The 20,974-nt window shown below is 29.0% G+C and carries 18 protein-coding genes; 15 read left to right on the top strand and 3 right to left on the bottom strand.

Annotation, left to right across the window (positions count from 1 at the left end):
• Nucleotides 1-549: a hypothetical protein gene (locus tag PHEL85_RS16095; protein WP_156109261.1), complete on the top strand. Its 549-nt coding sequence runs from the start codon at nucleotides 1-3 to the stop codon at nucleotides 547-549.
• A 28-nt stretch (nucleotides 550-577) separates the two neighbouring features.
• Here PHEL85_RS16095 and PHEL85_RS16090 read toward each other — a convergent pair whose 3' ends face one another.
• Nucleotides 578-2,872, bottom strand: a complete 2,295-nt coding sequence (locus PHEL85_RS16090; RefSeq protein ID WP_036827530.1) for a TonB-dependent receptor — start codon at nucleotides 2,870-2,872, stop codon at nucleotides 578-580.
• Nucleotides 2,873-2,990: 118 nt separating this feature from the next.
• On the opposite strand from PHEL85_RS16090, the gene PHEL85_RS16085 reads away from it, so the two are divergent.
• From PHEL85_RS16085 to PHEL85_RS16025, 12 genes are all read left to right on the top strand, one after another.
• A complete protein-coding gene (locus PHEL85_RS16085; RefSeq protein ID WP_036827528.1) occupies nucleotides 2,991-3,644 on the top strand; it encodes a metal-dependent transcriptional regulator in 654 nt (217 codons plus the stop codon).
• Complete coding sequence (locus PHEL85_RS16080) at nucleotides 3,644-4,480, top strand: ZIP family metal transporter (protein ID WP_036827525.1); 837 nt, start codon at nucleotides 3,644-3,646, stop codon at nucleotides 4,478-4,480. The genes PHEL85_RS16085 and PHEL85_RS16080 overlap by 1 nt, the downstream gene beginning before the upstream one ends.
• A 77-nt stretch (nucleotides 4,481-4,557) precedes the next feature.
• A complete protein-coding gene (locus tag PHEL85_RS16075; protein WP_036827983.1) occupies nucleotides 4,558-7,686 on the top strand; it encodes a UvrD-helicase domain-containing protein in 3,129 nt (1,042 codons plus the stop codon).
• A 48-nt stretch (nucleotides 7,687-7,734) separates the two neighbouring features.
• Nucleotides 7,735-8,928 carry a glycine C-acetyltransferase gene (gene kbl / locus PHEL85_RS16070; RefSeq protein ID WP_036827522.1) on the top strand — a complete coding sequence of 398 codons (1,194 nt, stop codon included), beginning with the start codon at nucleotides 7,735-7,737 and terminating at the stop codon, nucleotides 8,926-8,928.
• Between the two features lie 115 nt (nucleotides 8,929-9,043).
• Nucleotides 9,044-10,399, top strand: coding sequence for an OmpA family protein (locus PHEL85_RS16065; protein ID WP_036827519.1), 1,356 nt, complete (start codon nucleotides 9,044-9,046; stop codon nucleotides 10,397-10,399).
• Nucleotides 10,400-10,574: 175 nt separating this feature from the next.
• Complete coding sequence (gene atpD, locus PHEL85_RS16060) at nucleotides 10,575-12,083, top strand: F0F1 ATP synthase subunit beta (protein ID WP_036827517.1); 1,509 nt, start codon at nucleotides 10,575-10,577, stop codon at nucleotides 12,081-12,083.
• A 70-nt stretch (nucleotides 12,084-12,153) separates the two neighbouring features.
• Nucleotides 12,154-12,447, top strand: a complete 294-nt coding sequence (locus tag PHEL85_RS16055) for a FoF1 ATP synthase subunit delta/epsilon (RefSeq protein WP_036827515.1) — start codon at nucleotides 12,154-12,156, stop codon at nucleotides 12,445-12,447.
• Nucleotides 12,448-12,781: 334 nt separating this feature from the next.
• On the top strand, nucleotides 12,782-13,390 hold the full coding sequence (locus PHEL85_RS16050) for a hypothetical protein (RefSeq protein WP_036827511.1): 609 nt from the start codon (nucleotides 12,782-12,784) through the stop codon (nucleotides 13,388-13,390).
• Nucleotides 13,391-14,017: 627 nt separating this feature from the next.
• Nucleotides 14,018-14,770: a sensor histidine kinase gene (locus PHEL85_RS16040; protein WP_036827506.1), complete on the top strand. Its 753-nt coding sequence runs from the start codon at nucleotides 14,018-14,020 to the stop codon at nucleotides 14,768-14,770.
• Nucleotides 14,767-15,411: a response regulator transcription factor gene (locus PHEL85_RS16035; protein ID WP_036827503.1), complete on the top strand. Its 645-nt coding sequence runs from the start codon at nucleotides 14,767-14,769 to the stop codon at nucleotides 15,409-15,411. The genes PHEL85_RS16040 and PHEL85_RS16035 overlap by 4 nt, the downstream gene beginning before the upstream one ends.
• A 20-nt stretch (nucleotides 15,412-15,431) precedes the next feature.
• On the top strand, nucleotides 15,432-15,827 hold the full coding sequence (rbfA, locus tag PHEL85_RS16030; protein ID WP_036827500.1) for a 30S ribosome-binding factor RbfA: 396 nt from the start codon (nucleotides 15,432-15,434) through the stop codon (nucleotides 15,825-15,827).
• A gap of 15 nt (nucleotides 15,828-15,842) precedes the next feature.
• The gene (locus tag PHEL85_RS16025; protein ID WP_036827497.1) at nucleotides 15,843-17,045 is read left to right on the top strand and encodes an ABC transporter permease; all 1,203 of its coding nucleotides are present in this window, start codon (nucleotides 15,843-15,845) and stop codon (nucleotides 17,043-17,045) included.
• 5 nt (nucleotides 17,046-17,050) lie between these two features.
• On the opposite strand, the gene dusB is transcribed toward PHEL85_RS16025, so the two are convergent.
• A complete protein-coding gene (dusB, locus tag PHEL85_RS16020) occupies nucleotides 17,051-18,049 on the bottom strand; it encodes a tRNA dihydrouridine synthase DusB (RefSeq protein ID WP_036827495.1) in 999 nt (332 codons plus the stop codon).
• Between the two features lie 23 nt (nucleotides 18,050-18,072).
• Nucleotides 18,073-19,296, bottom strand: a complete 1,224-nt coding sequence (locus tag PHEL85_RS16015) for a M28 family peptidase (RefSeq protein WP_036827491.1) — start codon at nucleotides 19,294-19,296, stop codon at nucleotides 18,073-18,075.
• A gap of 61 nt (nucleotides 19,297-19,357) precedes the next feature.
• Here PHEL85_RS16015 and PHEL85_RS16010 point away from each other — a divergent pair, with 61 nt between their 5' ends.
• Both PHEL85_RS16010 and PHEL85_RS16005 read left to right on the top strand, forming a co-directional pair.
• Nucleotides 19,358-20,464, top strand: a complete 1,107-nt coding sequence (locus PHEL85_RS16010) for a TolB family protein (RefSeq protein WP_036827979.1) — start codon at nucleotides 19,358-19,360, stop codon at nucleotides 20,462-20,464.
• 179 nt (nucleotides 20,465-20,643) lie between these two features.
• Nucleotides 20,644-20,919 carry an EF-hand domain-containing protein gene (locus PHEL85_RS16005; RefSeq protein ID WP_036827488.1) on the top strand — a complete coding sequence of 92 codons (276 nt, stop codon included), beginning with the start codon at nucleotides 20,644-20,646 and terminating at the stop codon, nucleotides 20,917-20,919.
• Nucleotides 20,920-20,974 lie beyond the last annotated feature (55 nt).

Genomic DNA, 20,974 nt, shown 5'->3' with positions numbered 1-20,974 from the left:
ATGAAAAATAAATATAATTACATTACTGTAGTTTTTTTGTTAATGACTATGTCAATTTTTAGTCAGAATGAAGATAATAAATGGACTTTTGGTTTAGATTTAGCCTCTGTTAAATATTCTGATGCAGATGGAAAAACTATTGGTGGAAGCTTTATTAATCAGTCACCTAGAATTTCTTTAGCAAAGTATATGTTTTATAATATAACTTTTGTTGGTTCTTTTTCAACAGCTATTGGTGATACTCAAAAATATACAACCTTTGATGGTTTGGTACGTTATGATTTTGGAACTTCTCAAAACAATGTTGTACCATATGTTTTTATTGGTGGGAGTTTTATTAAAGCAGCAGTTTTAACACCAACAGCCAACTTTGGAGCTGGTAATACTTTTTGGTTTTCTGATAAATACGGATTAAACCTTCAGATGATGTATAAGTTTTCTGAAGATAAATTTTCAAGCCAAAAACCTCATTTTATGACTTCAATAGGATTGGTTTATAGTTTTGGAAAACGTTCTTTAAACCCAAGGCTTTGGAGTAGTAAACATTAGTTTTTCCTTTTCTTGTGAAGATAAATAATTAATTACCAAATTTTAAACCAACAAATACTGTTCTGGGTGTTGCAGGGCCATAAATAAAATTACTATCTCTTTCTTTACCAATATCGAAACTAGTTTGATATGCATCAAAAAGGTTCTTCGCTCCAGCAAATATTTCAATGTTGGTCTTTAATTTTTCAATAGTAAAAGTATAACTAGATTTAAAACCTATTTCTGTAAAAGTTGGTGACGTGAAATATTCATCTGTAATTAAATTTTGTGGAGAAGCTAAGTGAAGAATATCCATTTTACCTGTATAAACCAGGTTTACAGATGTTTTAAATTTTTGATTTGGTGTATAAGTTAAAGTTGCATACCCATAATTATTAGGTGTTCTTAAAAATTCTTTTTTTGAGGCTAAAACATCAGAATTTTCTACAGCAACATCAAATTCACTAGATTGAAATGTAAAACCTGCATCTATTTGAAAAATTCCATCATAATTTAAACGAGTTTCCAATGTAATACCTTTTACTGTTGCTCCATCTCCGTTTTGTTTTTCAAATAACTCACCAAAAGAATCACTTCCAATATTTACTTGTGTAAAAGCATCATTTAGCTTTGTGTAAAAGCTTTCAATTGTAAAACCATAGATATAATGTTCTGTAGGTTTATCAAAATTAAAAGAAACATTATAACTTTTAGATCTTTCTTCTTTTAAATTGTCTGCTAAAGATATTCTGGATATTCCTCCACCAGCAAAAGCAAGATGTAAATCGGTGTCAAAAGCTTGTGGAGCTCTAAAACCTGTACCATAAGTTGCTCTAATTTGACCGTTTTCAAAAGGTTTTGCTAAAAAAGAAATCCTTGGACTTGCAATTACTTTGTTAACTAAATTATGTTTATCTAATCGAATTCCTGTTAATAAATTTATTTTTTCTGTGATTTCCCAATCACTCTGAAAAAAGAACCCGTAGTTTTTTGTTAATTGATCTACTTCATAATTATAAGTAGGAATTTCATCAAAAACATCATCCTGTACAAATTCAGTTCCGATTGTAAATACGTTGTTTCCTTTTAAAAATTCATCAAATTTATGATTGTATTGAACACCACCTTGGTAAGTTGTTGTTTCAGAATTTCCATAAGGAGGATTTGTTAAATGACTTGTATCTTCTTGAGTGCCAATATCTGGACGAATTCCAGTATAATGATCTCTACCTGTATATTGAGTAGCAAAATAAGTGATTATTGAGCTTTTATCATCATTAAAGTTAATTTGATAATCTATATTACCAACATATACATCATGTGTTCTTTCTTCAGATTGCAAGGCAAAATGAGGAGCTGTATTTACCATTTCTCCACCATATCTGTATTCATTCATTTTACTAAAATTAATTTCCAATTTTTGATCATCCGTTGGTAAAAAGAAAATATTTGTACCAAAAGAATTATTTTTTAATTCTGGTAATTCAGAAAAATTATCTCCATTTGCATCATACAAACCTCTTGTTCTATTGTTGATAAAAAAAGATGCTCCTGCATTTCTATTTTCATTTACTACAGTGGCATTTCCAGTAATAATATTATCAGCAGTTCCATTTATGTTTTGATAAGTATATCCAATGGAATAATTGTTTCTTTTAGGTATTTTAGTAATTACATTTACAGTTCCACCAATAGCACTAGAGCCATATAAAGCAGAGCCACCACCACGAACAACTTCAATTCTGTCAATCATGTTTGTAGGTATCTGTTCTAAACCATACAACCCAGTTAGCGGGCTAAATATTGGGCGACCATTAATTAATATTTGAGAATATCCACCTGCTAAACCATTCATTCTTAATTGTGTATAATTACAGGTTTGGCAATCGGTTTCAACACGTAAACCTGTCTGAAATTTTAATCCTTCAGATAAATTACACGCTTGTACATTGTTTAGAGTAGCGCTATTAATTACATTTACAATTACAGGGCTATTAGTTCTTCTTTTATCAGTTCTTGTTCCTGTTACAGTAATTTGATCTAACATTTCAGAATGTTCTGTTAACTCAAAATTGATGATGTTTTCTTCTGATGAGTTTAAAGTAATTATTCTTCTTTCTGTAACAAAACCAGTAAATGATGCTACTAAAACAATTTTATTTTTACTACTCTTTAATTTATAAAATCCATTTTCATCAGTAGTTGTTCCTATTTGTGTTCCTTTAATCAATACCGTTGCAAATGGTAATACTTCTCCTTTTGTTGTAGTTATTTTTCCTTTTATTGTTTGGCTATTTAAAGTAGTGGTTATCAATAAAATTATAAGTGTAATATAACTTTTCATCTTTTATCTTTAGTTTTATAAAATTTTATTTATGCAAATATAAAATAATTTTTAGTCTTGTCTAAAAATATATTTTAATAAAAATAAAAAGTATATATTTGTAGTCTAAACTTTATAGATGTTTACACTTTCTGAAGAAAATTATTTAAAAACAATTTATCATTTAGAATTAGATGCTGATAAAGGAATAAGTACAAACGCTATTGCTAAAAAGCTAGAGACAAAAGCTTCTTCTGTTACTGATATGATTAAAAAACTATCTGATAAAGAGGTTGTTGTTTATAAAAAGTATAAAGGAGTAACGTTAACTGAACTTGGAAAAAAAACGGCAGCTAATATTGTTCGTAAACACAGATTGTGGGAAGTTTTTTTAGTCGAAAAATTAAATTTTTCTTGGGATGAAGTGCATGATGTTGCAGAGCAATTAGAACATATAAAATCGCCTAAGTTAATAGACCAGATAGATGCTTTTTTAGGTTTTCCTACTCATGATCCTCATGGAGATCCAATTCCAGATAAAGATGGAAATTTAAAAACGATTGAAAAAAGTTTATTATCAACTTTATTAAAAAATGAAAGCGGAATTTGTGTAGGTGTAAATGATTCTTCATCAGAGTTTTTAAAATTTTTAGATAAAAAAGGAATAACACTAGGAAAACAATTGACAGTCTTAGAGAAAGAAGATTTTGATGGTTCTTTATCAATATTAATTGATGGAGAAAAATTATCAATTTCAAATAAAATAGCAAATAATTTATATATACAAAAGTAATGAACACATTTGATCAATTAGTTGCATTTGGAAAAGAACATCCAATTCAAGCAGCATTATACGCATCTCTTTTTACTTGGGGATTAACAGCTGCAGGAGCAGCATTAGTATTCTTTTTTAAAAAATTAAATCGAGCAGTTTTAGACGGAATGTTAGGTTTTACAGGAGGTGTAATGGTGGCTGCGAGTTTTTGGAGTTTATTATCACCAGCAATAGACAACAGTCCTGGAGAGGGTTTTGTAAAAGTTTTACCTGCTGCAATTGGGTTTGCTTTAGGGGCTTTATCTCTTTTTGGAATGGATAAAATTTTACCACACTTACATATCAATTTTAAAGAAAATGAAGCGGAAGGTGTTAAAACAGAATTACATAGATCTACTTTACTGGTTTTAGCAATAACATTACATAATATTCCAGAAGGTTTGGCAGTTGGAGTTTTGTTTGGAGCAGCATCAACTTTAGTTGGAGTGGAGCAAACAGAAATGATAATCGCTGCAATTTCATTAGCAATTGGTATCGGAATTCAGAATTTTCCAGAAGGTTTTGCGGTTGCAATGCCATTAAGAAGACAGGGTGTTAGTAGATTAAAAAGTTTTTGGTATGGACAATTATCTGCTGTTGTAGAACCAGTTGCTGCTGTTTTAGGAGCTTTAGCAGTTTCTTTTTTCACACCAATTTTACCTTATGCTTTAGCTTTTGCAGCAGGAGCAATGATTTTTGTTGTGGTAGAAGAAGTAATACCAGAAACACAAAGAGATAAATACACAGATATTGCAACTCTTGGATTTATTGGTGGTTTTATTGTGATGATGTCTTTAGATGTTGGTTTAGGTTAGGAATCAATAAAAAATATAATTAAAAAGCCAAACAATAACTGTTTGGCTTTTTGTATTTTGCAGTAAAAAATAGTTCTGTGCAAAATCCATCTACATTTCAGGTTTATAATGCTTCTGCAGGAAGTGGAAAAACCTATACACTTGTAAAAGAATACTTAAAAGTTTTGTTAAATTCTGAAGATATATTTACGTTTCAGAAAATTTTAGCAATTACGTTTACCAACAAAGCTGCTGGTGAAATGAAAGAACGTGTACTTTCTAGTCTAGAAGATTTTGCTGATGGAAAAGAGAATGATTTATTCAAAATTATTATTGAAGAAGTTGCTGTTGATAAACCAACTATACAGGAAAGAAGTAAGAAAATTCTAGATGCAATTTTACAAAATTACTCAGCTTTTTCAATTACCACAATTGATAGTTTTACTCATAAAATCATTAAAAACTTCGCTTTCGATTTAGGTTTGTCGCTTAATTTTGAAGTAGAAATGGATGCTGTTTCTTTATTGAATGAAGCTGTTGATGTTTTAATTTCTAAAATTGGAATAGATAAAAAACTTACAAATCTTTTAATAGATTATTCATTAGACAAAACAGATGATGATAAATCTTGGGATATTTCTAGAGATTTAAGTGAGTTTGCAAGAATCTTATTAAATGAAGATGATGTAAAACATTTTAGAAGTCTTGCAGATAAAAAATTAGAAGATTTTACAAACTTAAAAGCAAAGTTATATAATCAGCAAAAGGAATTAAAAGAATCGATCATTAAAGTTGGTAAAGAGTGTCTTCAATTGATAGAAAACAACGATTTAGAGCATAAAGATTTTATGCGCGGAACAATTCCTAAATTTTTTGCAGATTTGAGTACTAAATCTGTAAATATCGATTTTATAAAACGAAGTGAAACGATAAAAAAAGCGATAGAAAACAATCAGTATTACTCAAAATCTACCTTAGACTCTGTCGCTGGTTCGATAGAGCAAATAGTTCCAGATATTATTCGATTATTTAAAGAGTCAGAATTAATTTATCAGCAATTTTCAATGAATAAATTAGCGCTAAAAAGTATTATTCCTTTAGCGGTTTTAAATAATATCAATTCAGAGTTAGAAACTATAAAAGAAGATAATAATATTAGGTTAAATGCAGAGTTTAATCAATTAATTTCTGATAATATAAAAGACCAACCTGCTCCTTTTATTTATGAAAGAATTGGGCAACGTTTTCAAAATTATTTTATAGATGAAATGCAAGATACATCTGTGTTGCAATGGCAGAATTTAATTCCTTTAATTGATAATGCTTTAGCTCAAGAAAATAGTAATTTATTGTTGGTTGGAGATGGAAAACAAGCAATTTACAGATGGCGTGGAGGAAAAGCAGAACAGTTTATTCAATTAGGTTCTGATGTAGAAAACCCTTTTCATGTTGAAAAAGAAATCAAAAATTTAGAAACAAATTTTAGAAGTTATTCAGAAGTCATCAATTTTAATAATTCGTTTTTTCAGCATACTGCTAATTTCATCCAAAATGAATCTTATAAAAATCTTTTTGAAGAAGGGAATAAACAATTCGAAAATAATAAAAAAGGAGGTTTTGTTTCTTTAAATTTTTTTGATAAAAATGAAGATAAAGAGCTAGAAAAAGTAAAGTATCCACAAAGAGTTTTAGAAAAGATTAATCAACTTAAAGAAGATTTTTCACTGAATGAAATTTGTGTTTTAACAAGAACTCGAAAAGATGGTGTTGCAGTTGCTAATTATTTATCAGAAAAAGGAATAAATATTATTTCATCAGAAACTTTGCTGTTAAAAAATAATGCAAAAGTTACTTTTTTAATTAATGTTTTAAAAATATTACAAAACCCAAGTGATGAAGAAACTCGTTTTGAATTTCTGTATTTTTTATACGATCATTTAAAGGTTAAAAAACCGAAACATCTATTTTTAAGTGAGTTTGCAAAATCTGAGAATCAAATAATTTTAGAGGCATTAATAAGTTATGGAATTTCTTTTGATATTTCAGAATTTCATGAGCTTCCTTTTTATGAAAAAATAGAAAAAATTATCAGAAGCTTTCATTTGGTAAATTCTTCTGATGCTTATATTCAGTTTTTCTTAGATGTCGTTTTAGAGCGACAAAGAAATGGAACTGATATTGGTGAGTTTTTAGAATTTTGGGAATTGAAAAAAGATAAATTAAGTATTGTTGCTCCAGAAAGTGCAAGTGCTGTTCAAATTATGACGATTCATAAATCTAAAGGATTAGAATTTCCTGTGGTTATTTTTCCTTGTGATGTTGATATTTACAGACAAATTAAACCTAAATCTTGGTTAAACGAATTGCCAGAATCTTATGATGGTTTTAATGAGTTATTAGTAGATTATAGTAAAAGTTTGAGCATTGTTAGTGATAGAGGAAAGCAAATTTACAATCAGCAAAGAGAAGAATTAGAGTTAGATAATTTTAATTTATTATACGTTGCATTAACTAGATCTGTGGAGCAATTACATGTAATAACAGAGTATAAAATATCATCAAAAGGAGATGAAAATATAAATTTTTATTCAGGGATTTTCATCAATTACTTAAAACAACAAAACCTTTGGAATGATGCTGTTTTAGAATATTCTTTTGGTGATGAAAATAGAGTAAGTAAAAAGGAAAAAGAAAGTTCTGTTACAGATATTCATGAGAAATTTATTTCAATCCCTTGGCAAGAGCATAATATAATATTATTGGCAAATTCTTCTAAATTATGGAATACAGAACAAGGTGAGGCAATTAATTTTGGAAATCTATTCCACGAAATTTTTGCTAAAATTATCATAAAAAAGGATATTGATATTGTTGTTTCTCAGTATAATCAACAAGGAATTTTAGATGAAGATCAAACTAAATTTATTAAAGAAAGTATATATAGTGTTGTAAATCATCCAGAATTATCGAAATATTTTTCTAAGGACGTTACTGTTTTTAACGAAAGAGAAATTGTAGATGTAGATAATCAAGTAATTATTCCAGATAGGTTAGTTTTTACTGATAAAAACAAAGTTGTAATTATTGATTATAAGACGGGAAACCCTTCAGCAGAACATCATCAGCAATTATTGAAATATGAAAGAGTGTTAAAATCGATGAATTTTAAAGTTGATAAAAAATTACTTATTTATATAAATCAAGAAATTCATATTGTTGAAGTATAATCATAAAAAATAAACTTTGTAACTTTGTATTTATCAAATTAATAAAAAATGTACGGTAAAATTAAAGATACTCTAAAAAAGGAGATTCAAGAAATAAAAGATGCTGGTTTATATAAGTCTGAAAGAATCATAACTTCTTCTCAAGATGCAGTTATAAAAATTTCTACAGGTGAAGAAGTAATTAACTTTTGTGCAAATAATTATTTAGGTTTGTCTAATCATCCAGTAGTAATTCAAGCAGCTAAAGATACTATGGATACTCATGGTTTTGGAATGTCTTCAGTACGTTTTATTTGCGGAACTCAAGATATTCACAAACAATTAGAAAAAAAGATTGCAGATTTCTATACAACAGAAGACACTATATTGTATGCTGCAGCTTTTGATGCAAATGGTGGTGTTTTCGAACCTCTTTTGTCAAAAGAAGATGCAATTATTTCTGATAGTTTAAATCATGCTTCTATTATAGATGGCGTTCGTTTGTGTAAAGCAGCTCGTTATCGTTATGATAATAATGACATGAATTCTCTTGAAGAACAATTAATTGAAGCGAATAAACAAAATCATCGTTTTAAAATTATTGTTACTGATGGTGTTTTTTCTATGGATGGTATTGTAGCAAAACTCGATGAAATTTGTGATTTAGCTGATAAGTATGATGCTTTGGTTATGGTTGATGAATGTCATGCTACAGGTTTTATTGGTAAAACAGGAAGAGGAACTGTTGAATTAAAGGATGTAATGGATAGAGTTGATATAGTTACAGGGACTTTAGGGAAAGCTCTAGGAGGTGCAATGGGAGGTTATACAACAGGTAAAAAAGAAATTATTGAAATTTTACGTCAGCGTTCTAGACCCTATTTATTTTCTAATTCCTTAGCACCGGCAATTGTTGGTGCGTCTTTAAAGGTATTCGATCTAATTTCTAATGATACTTCTCTTAGAGATAAATTAGAATGGAATACCAATTATTTTAGAACAGAAATGGAAAAAGCTGGTTTTGATTTAGTTGGTGCAGATGCAGCAATTGTTCCTGTTATGTTATATGATGCGAAATTATCTCAAGTAATGGCAAACAAGTTATTAGAAAAAGGAATTTATGTTATTGGTTTCTTTTTTCCTGTTGTTCCTAAAGAAAAAGCAAGGATAAGAGTGCAGTTATCTGCAGCACATAATATAGAACATCTAAATAAAGCAATTTCTGCTTTTATGGAGGTAGGTAAAGAGTTAAATGTTATTTAATATTGAGAAAAACTTGAAGTTTTATTAATATTTTGTAGATTTGTCTTTGTAGATACGTTTTAAGAGTTTACTTTTGCGTATTATAATAATGAACTTTTAATTTAAAAATTTGATAATGAAACGATTAAAATTAGCTGTGATAGCTTTGTTTACGTTGGTAACAGTTGGTAACGTAAACGCACAAGATGAAAACAACCCATGGGCTGTTGGTTTTGGTGTAAATGTTGTAGACTTTTATAACGGAGACAATTTTACTGACCAAATTAAAGATTTATTTGGTAGCAAAGATTGGAATATACTTCCTTCTATTTCTAGAATATCTGCTGAAAAATATTTAGACAAAGGTTTTTCTTTACAGTTAGCTGGTTCTATAAATAAAATAGAAACTCTAAATGCAAAAGATGATTCTGATTTTCTTTACTGGGCTTTAGATGCGATTGTTAAGTATGACTTAAATAATTTAGTTGGTGATACTTCTTGGTTTGATCCTTATGTTTATTTAGGTGGAGGTTATACTTCAGTTGATTCAAGTGGTGAAGGAATGATTAATGGTGGTGTTGGTTTTAATGCTTGGTTTAATGAAAACCTAGGTGTGAATTTCCAAACAGGTACTAAAAAAGGTTTTTCTGATAACGTGAAATCTCATTATCAAACTGCTTTAGGTTTAGTAATTAAATTTGGAGGAAAAGATTCTGATGGAGACGGCGTTTATGATAAAGATGATGCTTGTCCAGAGGTTGCAGGTTTAAAAGAATTCAATGGTTGTCCTGATGCTGATGGAGATGGAGTAAAAGATTCTGATGATGCTTGTCCTAATGTTGCAGGTTTAGCAGCTATGAATGGTTGTCCTGATTCTGATGGAGACGGAGTAGCTGATAAAGATGATATGTGTCCTAATTCTAAAGGAACTAAAGCGAACAAAGGTTGTCCTGATACTGATGGTGATGGTGTTGTTGATAAAGATGATAAATGTGCTTCTGTAGCTGGACCAGCTGCTAACGCAGGTTGTCCTTGGCCAGATACTGATGGTGATGGAGTTTTAGATAAAGATGACAAATGTCCTTCAGTTGCAGGTGTTGCTTCAGAAAGAGGTTGTCCTGCGCCAGTAATTACTAAAGAAGCTACTGAAGCGATTGCTTTTACAGCTAAATCTATATTATTTAATAGTGGTAGATCTTCATTTAAGCCTGGAGTTACTAAACAATTAAATGCTATAGTTGAAGTAATGAATAAATATCCAAAAGCAACTTTTGCAATTGGTGGTCATACAGATAGTAGCGGTCCTGCTTCTACTAACTTAAGTTTATCTGGTAAAAGAGCAAATACTGTTAAAAACTACTTAGTGAAAAAAGGAGTTGATGCAAGTAGATTAGAGGCTAAAGGATATGGTGAAACACTTCCAGTTGATTCTAATAAAACTAGAGCTGGTAAAGCTAATAATAGAAGAGTTGAAATTAAAGTTACTAACTAGTATCATTTTTCAATAAAATTTAAAAGCCTCATCAATTCGATGAGGCTTTTTTATATTCTTAATTGTTGTTTTAGGTTAAAAAAACTTTTTAGTTTCAATCAAAAAAATTACCTTTGCAACCTGAAAATGAGAGTTAAGTCTCATAAATAAAATAATAACTTTAATTAGATACATAATGTCTACAATAACAGGTAAAGTTTCACAAATTATTGGACCAGTAATTGATGTCGAATTCAATACAGAAAATGAACTTCCTAAAATTTACGATTCTTTAGAAATCAAAAAAGCTGACGGCTCTATATTAGTATTAGAAGTACAACAGCATATTGGAGAAGATACAGTTAGAACTATTTCAATGGATGCTACTGATGGTTTAAGTAGAGGAACAGAGGTTGTAGCTACAGGTAACCCTATTCAAATGCCAATTGGAAACGATATTTATGGTCGTTTGTTTAATGTAACTGGTGATGCTATTGATGGTTTAGGAGATTTGAAAAAAGAAGGTAAAGATGGTTTGCCAATTCACAGATCTGCACCTAAATTTGAAGATTTATCAGTATCTACTGAGGTTTTATTCACAGGAATTAAAGTAATCGATTTAATTGAGCCTTATGCTAAAGGAGGTAAAATTGGATTATTTGGAGGAGCTGGAGTAGGTAAAACAGTATTAATTCAAGAGTTAATTAACAATATTGCAAAAGGACATGGTGGTTTATCAGTTTTTGCAGGTGTTGGGGAAAGAACTCGTGAAGGAAATGATTTACTTCGTGAAATGTTAGAATCTGGAATTATCAAATATGGTGATGATTTTATGCATTCTATGGAAGAAGGAGGATGGGATTTATCTAAAGTTGATAAACCTGGAATGAAAGACTCTAAAGCTACTTTCGTATTTGGACAAATGAATGAGCCACCTGGAGCACGTGCACGTGTTGCATTATCTGGTTTAACAATAGCAGAATATTTTAGAGATGGAGCAGGAGAAGCACAAGGTAAAGATGTACTTTTCTTCGTAGATAATATTTTCCGTTTTACGCAAGCAGGTTCAGAGGTATCAGCACTTTTAGGACGTATGCCATCAGCAGTAGGTTACCAACCAACATTGGCTACAGAAATGGGTGCAATGCAAGAACGTATTACATCAACTAAAAAAGGTTCTATTACATCTGTACAAGCAGTTTATGTACCTGCAGATGATTTAACAGATCCAGCACCAGCAACTACGTTTGCGCATTTAGATGCAACAACTGTATTGTCTCGTAAAATTGCAGAATTAGGTATTTATCCAGCGGTAGATCCTTTAGATTCTACTTCAAGAATTTTATCTGCTGAGGTTTTAGGTGATGAACATTATAATACTGCAACGGCTGTAAAAGAAATTTTACAACGTTATAAAGAGTTACAAGATATTATCGCAATTTTAGGTATGGAAGAATTATCTGAAGAAGATAAACTTGTAGTTCATAGAGCTAGACGTGTACAACGTTTCTTATCTCAACCTTTCCATGTAGCTGAACAATTTACAGGTATACCAGGGGTTTTAGTTGATATTAAAGATACTATTAAAGGATTTAATATGATTATGGATGGTGAGTTAGATAAATATCCAGAAGCAGCATTTAACTTAAGAGGATCAATTCAAGATGCAATTGACGCTGGTGAGAAAATGTTAGCAGAAGCATAAATTTAGTCAACAGTATTCAGTCTTCAGTGAGACTGTAAACTGAAAACTGCGGACTGCAAACTATAGATATATGTATTTAGAAATTGTAACACCAGAAGCTATATTATTTTCATCAGAAATTGATTCATTATCAGTTCCTGGAGTTAATGGAGAGTTTCAAATGTTAAATAATCACGCACCTGTTGTTTCTAATTTAAAAGAAGGAACAATTAAAATTCATATTCATTCTCAGACTAATATAGACTTAGATGATTTAAGTGGGAAATTGGTTGCAGATGCTGCTGATGACAAAATTTTAACACTACTTATTAATTCAGGAACTTTAGAATTAAATGATAATAAAGCGATTATTTTAGCTGATTAAATTCTTAAAATAATTTATAAAATTAAAAGTCTCAAAACATTTATGTTTTGAGACTTTTTTATTAAAACACCTTTTTACTTTGGTGTTTTGTGCAATTTCCCCAGAATACTTTTTCTTAATTGTATACTACAAAAATCATCATTTTTCTTCAGTAATACATCAGTGTAAACCATGATAATTATACAGGAAAAACACCTTTTTTATAATCTAAGTAAATTTGAATAAATGTATTAAATTACTGTATTTTAGTGTGTTATATTTTTTTTATTTTTTTATTTTTTATAGATTATAATTTATATTGTATTTTGAATGAAATTAACCTAACATTTATTTTATGAAAATAGTTCAGAAATTTTTCCCAATATTATTTTTATCATTATTTATCCTTAGTTGTGAAACTAAATGTGATCATAGAGATCATGAAATTAATGATTCTAGACCTTCTAACGCAATTACCTATCAAGAAATGGCAGATATGTTTCATCAATATGATGTTGGTCAAAAAAAAGTTTTAGATAAATATAGAGCAGATTTAACTAAGAATCCTAATGATGCTATTGAAACTATTTCTCACTTTTATGAATTAGATGATTTAAAACAATACATTGCTTATTTAGAAAAATTATCTAAAGAAAAAGAAATAAAGTTAACAGGTATTAGAATATTTTCTGCAGCTTATCCAAAAGAACATTCAGATAAATCTTTAAGAGGAAGACAAACTTTAGTTTTTATGCCAACTGCAAAAATAGGAGATAGCAATGGAGTTGCTTTTGAACCTTTATATTCTAAAAAAGGAAACCCAATACCATTTACCAAATTTTTACATCAGTTTAGTAGTAAAGAAACAAGACAAGTCGTTAGAGCTTCTTTTTTACCATCACTAAGCCCTCCAGATTTTAATAGTTCAGGTGCTAATAAATTAGATCCTACACCACCAATGTAATATGTTAATTAATATTATTTATTTACTATCTTTTTTATCAACATTAATTTTTGCCATTTTCTATTTTAGAAAATCGTTTGATATTAATTTAAGATATTTTTCAGCATATTTATTTTTTATGTTCTTATTTGAAATTATAGCGAGTTTTGTTAAATATCAAGGGTATGATAATTTGTGGATTTATAATATGCTTACTCTTATTGAGTTCAATTGTTTATTCTTTTTTTTAAGGAGCATTATTTTATCAATAAAAGTAAAAAAAATAGTATTATATATTGTCTATATCTTCAATGCTATTTATATTTTAACTAATATATATTATTTATTTTTAGAAAATTATTTGGTTACTTATAATTCTATTGTGTCAATTTCGGGAAGTTTTTTAATATCAATAGTTATATTTTTGTTTTTTAGAGATTTTTTAAATTCTGATAAAATTTTAAATTATTGGAAAACTCTTTCTTTTTGGATATCTTTTGGTTTGTTGTTTTATTATTTAGGAACAATTCCATTTACTAGCATAATTAATTTTATGAGTGATATTCCACAATCAAGTAAAATATATTTGATTAAAGTTCAATTTTTTCTAACAATATTTATGTATAGTTGTTTTATATTCGGAGCCTTATGGAGTCAGAAGCAAGTCAAATAATACTTTATGCAACAACATTAATAATTGTGTTGTTTGTTATTTTTATAGTGTTGTTATTTGGATTTTTTCAAAAAAGGAAAAATTTATTACTACAACAACAAGAAGAAAATAAAAAACGTTTTGAGCGAGAAATTGCAGAAACACAAATAGAAATTAGAGAAGAAACGCTTAGAAATATTAGTTGGGAGTTACATGATAATATTGGTCAGTTACTAACGCTTGCTAAAATTCAATTACAAAATGCTACTCCAGAAAACATAGATGAAGTTTCGATAACAATATCAAAAGGTTTGACAGAAGTTAGAGCTTTATCAAAATTGATAAACCCAGAAGCAATAAAAAACATTAATCTTAAAGAAGCAGTTCAATTAGAAATTGACAGATTTAATAGATTAAATTTTATCAAATCAACTTTAAAAGTAACAGGTATAGAACAAAAAATAAACGAAAAATCGAGTATTATTATTTTTAGAATTTTACAAGAATTCTTTTCTAATACGATAAAGCATTCTAAAGCATCTAATTTAATAGTTTTGATAAACTTTAGTAAAAATGAGTTAGAAATTGTAGCGAAAGATGATGGAATTGGTTTTTCATCAGAAGAAAATAAGTCTACAGGAATTGGATTAGAAAATATTAAAAATAGAGCAAAATTAATTGGAGCAACTGCTGTTTTTTTATCAGAAAAAAACAAAGGAACATCCTTAAAAATAACATATAAGTTATGATAAAATATTCAGTTGTTATTGTTGACGATCACACATTGCTTTCTCAAGCAATAGCTGCTATGGTAAATACTTTTGAGAAATTTAAAGTTTTATATACTTGTAAAAACGGACAAGAATTAGTTGATCAATTTTCATCATCACCAAAATTTATTCCTGACGTAGTTTTAATGGATATCAATATGCCAATAATGAACGGAATTGAAACTACAGAATGGATTACGAAAAATCATCAAGATGTTAATGTAATGGCTTTATCTGTTGAAGATGAGGATACAACTATTTTAAAGATGTTAAAAGTAGGTGCTATAGGATATTTACTAAAGGATACAGAAAAGTCAGTCTTAGAAAATGCTCTTGTAGAAATTGCAGAAAATGGATTTTATCACACAAAAAATGTTACTAATTTATTAATGAAATCACTTTCTGGAAATGGAAAGGAAGAAATTATATTAAATGATAGACAGGTTGCTTTTATGAAACATGCTTGTTCTGAATTAACCTATAAAGAAATTGCAGATATTATGTGTCTAAGTCCAAAAACAATTGATGGTTATAGAGATGTTTTATTTACAAAACTGAATGTAAAAAATAGAGTTGGATTGGTTATGTATGCTATAAAAAATAAAATTTACACTCCATAAAAAAAGTGTAAATTTGCAGCATGGAAGAAACGAATAGACAGCGTAAAATTGCTGGAGTATTACAAAAAGATTTGGTAGATGTTCTGCAAAAGGCAGCACAAGATGGTATGAAAGGAGTAATTATTTCTGTTTCTAAAGTTCATGTAACTTCAGATTTAGGAATTGCTAAAGTATATCTAAGTGTTTTTCCTTCAAATAAAAGAGATGAAATTATAGAAGGTGTAAAGTCTAATACACCTTTAATTCGTCATGAAATGGCTTCAAGAACTAAACACCAGTTACGTAGAATGCCAGAATTACTATTTTTTGGTGATGATACTTTAGATTATAATGAAGGAATAGATAGGTCTTTAAAAGGAGAAGATGAAAATCCGATTAAAAATCCTGAAGTTTTACCAAGACATCAAAAGAAATAAATTCGAAGCAATCATTTGAATTTCTCATTATACATAGCTAAAAGATATTTATTTTCAAAAACTAGTAATAATGCCATAAACATTATTACAATTATTGCTTCTTTTGGCGTAATTGTAGGTTCATTAGCCTTATTTATAATTCTTTCTGGTTTTTCTGGTTTGCGTACTTTTAGTTATAGTTTGCTAGACGTTTCTGATCCTGATATCAAAATTACATCAAGTAAAGGAAAAACTTTTTTATATACAGAAGATATTCATCATTCTTTAGAAAGTAATACTTCTATTAAAGTAATTTCTAAAATTATTGAAGAACGCGTTTTTTTAGAATATAATGACAAGAATGAGATTGCTTATGTAAAAGGAGTTGAAGAAAATTATACTTCTATAACCCATGTAGATTCTGTAGTAAGTGTTGGTAATTGGTTAGACAAAGATTTAACAAATACAGCAGTTGTTGGTAATGGTATTTCTAGAAAATTGTCTTTAGGAATTTTAAATTTTGGAGAACCTTTATCAATTATGGTTCCTAAACCAGGAATAGGTTTTATAAACCCAAATAATGCTTTCTATAAACTAAATGTACAAATTGTTGGTTTGTATTCTGGTACAGAAGAATTTGAAAATAAGTTTGTTTTTGTTTCTTTAAAGGAAGCTCAGGATTTGTTAAAGTTTAAAGAAAATCAATTTACAGGAATTGAATTAAAACTGGTAGATAATTCGGATGCTGATTTGTTTGCAGAACAACTTCAAGAACAGTTAGGAAATCAATTTAAAGTACAAACCAAAGAGCAACTAAATGAGGCTATGTATAAGGTGTTAAATACCGAAAACTTTATTATTTATCTTATTTTTACTTTAATAGTTATTGTTGCTTTGTTCAATGTTATTGGTGCAATTTTAATGATGATTATTGATAAAAAATCGAACTTAAAAACGCTTTTAAATTTAGGTGCAACCATCCAAGAAATAAAAAAGATTTTTGTGCTTCAAGGTTTTTTATTAACTATTTTAGGGATGTTTATAGGTTTGGTATTGGGGATTTTACTAGTTATTATTCAAAAACAATTTGGATTGTTTATGATTACTCAAAATCTACCTTATCCTGTAGAATTTCGATTTTCTAACCTTTTTATTGTGATCGCAACTATTACAATCTTAGGTTTTATTGCTTCTAAAATTGCAAGTAGTAGAATTAGCAATGAGTTTATTGAAAAATAAATTTATTAAAATTCTGGAATAATCATATTTCCAAATTTTGCTTCCACTTCATCAAAAGCAGCAAACACATCTTTAGCATCATCAGAAGTAACCATTTTCATTCTATATTCTTTAAAATGAGGAATTCCTTTAAAGTAGTTTGTATAATGTCTTCTCGTTTCGAAAACACCTAAAATAGGTCCTTTCCAATCAATAGCCATTTGTAAATGCCTTCTTGCCATTTCTACTCTCTGAGCAATTGTAGGTTTTGCTAGATACTCACCAGTTTTAAAAAAGTGTTTTACTTCATTAAAAAACCAAGGATAACCAATGGAAGCTCTACCAATCATTGCACCATCTAAACCATATTTATTACGCATTTCCATTGCTTTTTCGGGTGATGTAATATCTCCATTACCAAAAACAGGAATATGCATTCTTTGGTTGTTTTTTACATCAGCAATTGGTTTCCAATCTGCTTCACCTTTATACATTTGAGCACGTGTTCTTCCATGAATAGAAATGGCTGCACAACCTACATCTTGCAAGCGTTCTGCAACTTCTACAATTCTAATAGAATCATGATCCCAACCCAAACGTGTTTTTACTGTTACTGGTAAATTAGTGTGTTTTACCATGGCTTCTGTAAGTGAAACCATTAAATCGATATCTTTTAAAATTCCTGCACCTGCTCCTTTAGAAACTACTTTTTTAACAGGACAACCAAAATTAATGTCAATAATATCTGGTTTCGATTTTTCTACAATCTCCACCGTTTTTAACATCGAATCTAAATTGGCTCCAAAAATCTGAATTCCTACAGGACGTTCTTTTTCATAAATGTCTAATTTCATCACACTTTTTGCAGCATCACGAATCAATCCTTCTGATGAAATGAATTCTGTATACACTACATCTGCTCCATTTTCTTTACATAAAGCTCTAAATGGTGGATCAGAAACATCTTCCATTGGTGCTAATAATAAAGGAAAATCTGGTAGTTCTATATTGCCAATTTTAATCATGTAGTTAATATCTTTTTTTCTAGTTAAAATTGAATCTCCTTTTCAACTTCATTCTCACCTCTTTTTACAACAACTTTACTTTTGTCTCCTTTTTTAAATACTGATAAAGCTCTCATGTAACTCATCATATCAACTACAGTGCTATCTCCTAATTTAATAACAATATCTCCTTTTTCTAATCCTGCTTTTTGCGCTGGTTTATCTTCAGAAATCCCATCAATTCTCATTCCTTTTCCATCAAACATATAATCAGGAATTACACCCATACCTACTTTAAATCTTGGTGTGTCTTTACCTTCATTTTTTGTTTTTCTGAAGGCTAATTTCCCATTATCATTTAAATCAGTAATAATATTAAAAATGTATTTACTGATAGTTTCCATTCCTTCATAATTCAACTTTTCAGCATCATCTCCAGGTTTGTGATAATCTTCATGCTGACCAGTAAAGAAGTGTAAAACAGGAATATCTGCTAGATAAAAACTTGTATGATCACTTGGCCCAACTCCAGATTCTTGCTGAATTAATTTAAAATTATTGTTATGAGATTTTAAAGTTTGCTTAAAAATTGGAGAAGTTCCTGTTCCATAAACTGCTAAAGCACTATCTTTTTTTAAACGACCCACCATATCCATATTAATCATGTAAGAAACTTTTTTGGTATCTATTGTTGGGTTTTTTACAAAATAATTAGAACCTAATAAACCCATTTCTTCACCAGAAAAAGCCATAAATAAGTAATTGTTATTTGTGTTTTTCTCTTTTAATTTTGCTACTAAATTTAATAAAATTGCAATTCCAGAAGCATTATCATCTGCTCCATTATGAATTGCTTTTATAGAATCTCTGTATAAAGACCCTTCGCCTCCATAACCTAAATGATCAAAATGCGCACCAATAATAACTGTATTCTCTGCTTTATTATCCGTAAAACCAATAACATTGTTTCCTGTTATTGTTCCATCACCATTTACATCAAACTTAACTTCTTCATGTGGATTCGTTTTTGGCTTAAAAGTAAAAGATTGTAAAAACCCAGAAGTTCCCTTTGGTTGCAGCTCTAATTCCTTAAACCTTTGTTTGATATAATCTGCAGCAGCTTTTTCTCCTTTAGTTCCTGTTTGTCTACCTTCTAATTTATCTGATGCCAAAAATGTAACGTCTTCTTTAATTCTGTTTTCTTGATTAATTGCTGGTTTACAAGAAATTAAAAAACATAAAAAGATTAAAAATAGGATGTTTCTCATGATGATAAATATTATTTTTGCAAAATTAGAGAAATATTATCACTTATTGAATTCAATAAAAATGAAATTTAAAATACTTTTAATTCTAGCTATATCTTTAGCTTTTAGCGCTTGTAAAACCAATAAAAAGGAAAAAGCTGATGTAGAATCTGGTGAAACCAAAAAATGGGAAGGTGGCTTAATTTTTCCAGAAGAAGTTCATTTTAAAACCTTGAAGCAAATTACTTTTGGTGGTGATAACGCTGAAGCTTATTGGAGTTTTGATGATCAACAATTAATTTTTCAATCTAATAATAAAGAATGGGGAGTAGCATGTGATCAAATGTTTTTAATGAATGTTGATGAAACTTTTAAAGATTCTATTCCACCAATGATTTCAACTGGATTAGGGCGTACAACTTGTGCATATTTTTTACCTGATAATAAGAGTTTTGTATATGGTTCTACACATTTAGGAGGAAAAGAATGTCCTCCTGCACCTTTAAGAAGAGAAGGTAAATATGTGTGGCCTATTTATGAAACGTATGATATTTTTGTAGCAGATTTAGAAGGAAATATTACAAAACAATTAACTACAGAACCTGGCTATGATGCAGAAGCAACAGTTTCTCCAAAAGGAGATAAAATTGTTTTTACTTCTATGAGAACTGGAGATTTAGAATTGTTTACCATGAATATTGATGGTACAGATGTAAAGCAAATTACAGATCAATTAGGTTATGATGGTGGAGCGTTTTTCTCTCCTGATGGAACAAAATTAATTTTTCGTTCTTCAAGACCAAAAACAGCAGTAGCAATTAAAGAATATCAAGATTTATTAAAAGAAGGATTAGTACAACCAACAGAAATGGAATTGTATATCTGTAACGCAGATGGATCTGATTTACGTCAATTAACAGATTTAGGAAATGCAAATTGGAGTCCGTTTTTTCATCCATCAGGAAAGAAAATTTTATTCTCTTCTAATTTTGAATCTGAAAGAGGATTTCCTTTTAATTTATATATGATAGATTTAGATGGTAAAAATTTAGAAAGAGTAACTCATGGAGAAACTTTTGATGCTTTTCCGGTGTTTTCTAATGATGGTAAAAAGTTAATCTTTTCATCAAATAGAAATAATGGAGGTGGTCATGATACGAACTTGTTTATTGCAGAGTGGCAAGACTAAAAGGATTGACAATCTGAAATACACCAAGTCATGATACCAACTTGTTTATTGCAGAATGGCAAGACTAATTTGTTCTTATATTATTTATAAAAAAAGCAAGTTTATTTTCTATAATTCGTAAAAATTTCAAATTTATTTATTATCTTAATACCTTATTAATTATTTAAAAAAATAAACGATTGGGAGCAAAAGAAAACATCTTAAGAAAAATTAGAATTTTAATTACAAATCAATTTGATTCTCCAGAAGAAGCATTTAGTTTTTTCGACTCTGATAACGATGGAAGATTGAAAAAATCTGAAATTAAAAAATTATTAAGAGGAGCAGAAATAAATGGCTTTTTAAGAGGAGTAGTTGCAAATGAATTATTAAAAGGTTATGATAAATCTAGTGATGATACCATTAGTTGGGAAGAATTTAAAGTAGCAATTGAAGAGTTAGAAAGAGATTTATAAAAGAATAGATTTTTATTATAAAAAGTACAATGAATCTCATTGTACTTTTTTTATT

Source organism: Polaribacter sp. Hel1_85 (assembly GCF_000766795.1).
In the GTDB taxonomy this organism is placed as follows: domain Bacteria; phylum Bacteroidota; class Bacteroidia; order Flavobacteriales; family Flavobacteriaceae; genus Polaribacter.
Note: the sequence above shows the minus strand (reverse complement) of the source record. Positions and strands in the feature narration are given on the sequence as shown.

Excerpts from the sequence above, each read along its gene's own strand:
- PHEL85_RS16095 (WP_156109261.1), top strand. The coding sequence starts at position 1 with ATGAAAAATAAATATAATTACATTACTGTAGTTTTTTTGTTAATGACT.
- PHEL85_RS16090 (WP_036827530.1), bottom strand. The coding sequence starts at position 2,872 with ATGAAAAGTTATATTACACTTATAATTTTATTGATAACCACTACTTTA.
- PHEL85_RS16085 (WP_036827528.1), top strand. The coding sequence starts at position 2,991 with ATGTTTACACTTTCTGAAGAAAATTATTTAAAAACAATTTATCATTTA.
- PHEL85_RS16080 (WP_036827525.1), top strand. The coding sequence starts at position 3,644 with ATGAACACATTTGATCAATTAGTTGCATTTGGAAAAGAACATCCAATT.
- kbl (WP_036827522.1), top strand. The coding sequence starts at position 7,735 with ATGTACGGTAAAATTAAAGATACTCTAAAAAAGGAGATTCAAGAAATA.
- PHEL85_RS16065 (WP_036827519.1), top strand. The coding sequence starts at position 9,044 with ATGAAACGATTAAAATTAGCTGTGATAGCTTTGTTTACGTTGGTAACA.
- atpD (WP_036827517.1), top strand. The coding sequence starts at position 10,575 with ATGTCTACAATAACAGGTAAAGTTTCACAAATTATTGGACCAGTAATT.
- PHEL85_RS16055 (WP_036827515.1), top strand. The coding sequence starts at position 12,154 with ATGTATTTAGAAATTGTAACACCAGAAGCTATATTATTTTCATCAGAA.
- PHEL85_RS16050 (WP_036827511.1), top strand. The coding sequence starts at position 12,782 with ATGAAAATAGTTCAGAAATTTTTCCCAATATTATTTTTATCATTATTT.
- PHEL85_RS16040 (WP_036827506.1), top strand. The coding sequence starts at position 14,018 with ATGGAGTCAGAAGCAAGTCAAATAATACTTTATGCAACAACATTAATA.
- PHEL85_RS16035 (WP_036827503.1), top strand. The coding sequence starts at position 14,767 with ATGATAAAATATTCAGTTGTTATTGTTGACGATCACACATTGCTTTCT.
- rbfA (WP_036827500.1), top strand. The coding sequence starts at position 15,432 with ATGGAAGAAACGAATAGACAGCGTAAAATTGCTGGAGTATTACAAAAA.
- dusB (WP_036827495.1), bottom strand. The coding sequence starts at position 18,049 with ATGATTAAAATTGGCAATATAGAACTACCAGATTTTCCTTTATTATTA.
- PHEL85_RS16015 (WP_036827491.1), bottom strand. The coding sequence starts at position 19,296 with ATGAGAAACATCCTATTTTTAATCTTTTTATGTTTTTTAATTTCTTGT.
- PHEL85_RS16010 (WP_036827979.1), top strand. The coding sequence starts at position 19,358 with ATGAAATTTAAAATACTTTTAATTCTAGCTATATCTTTAGCTTTTAGC.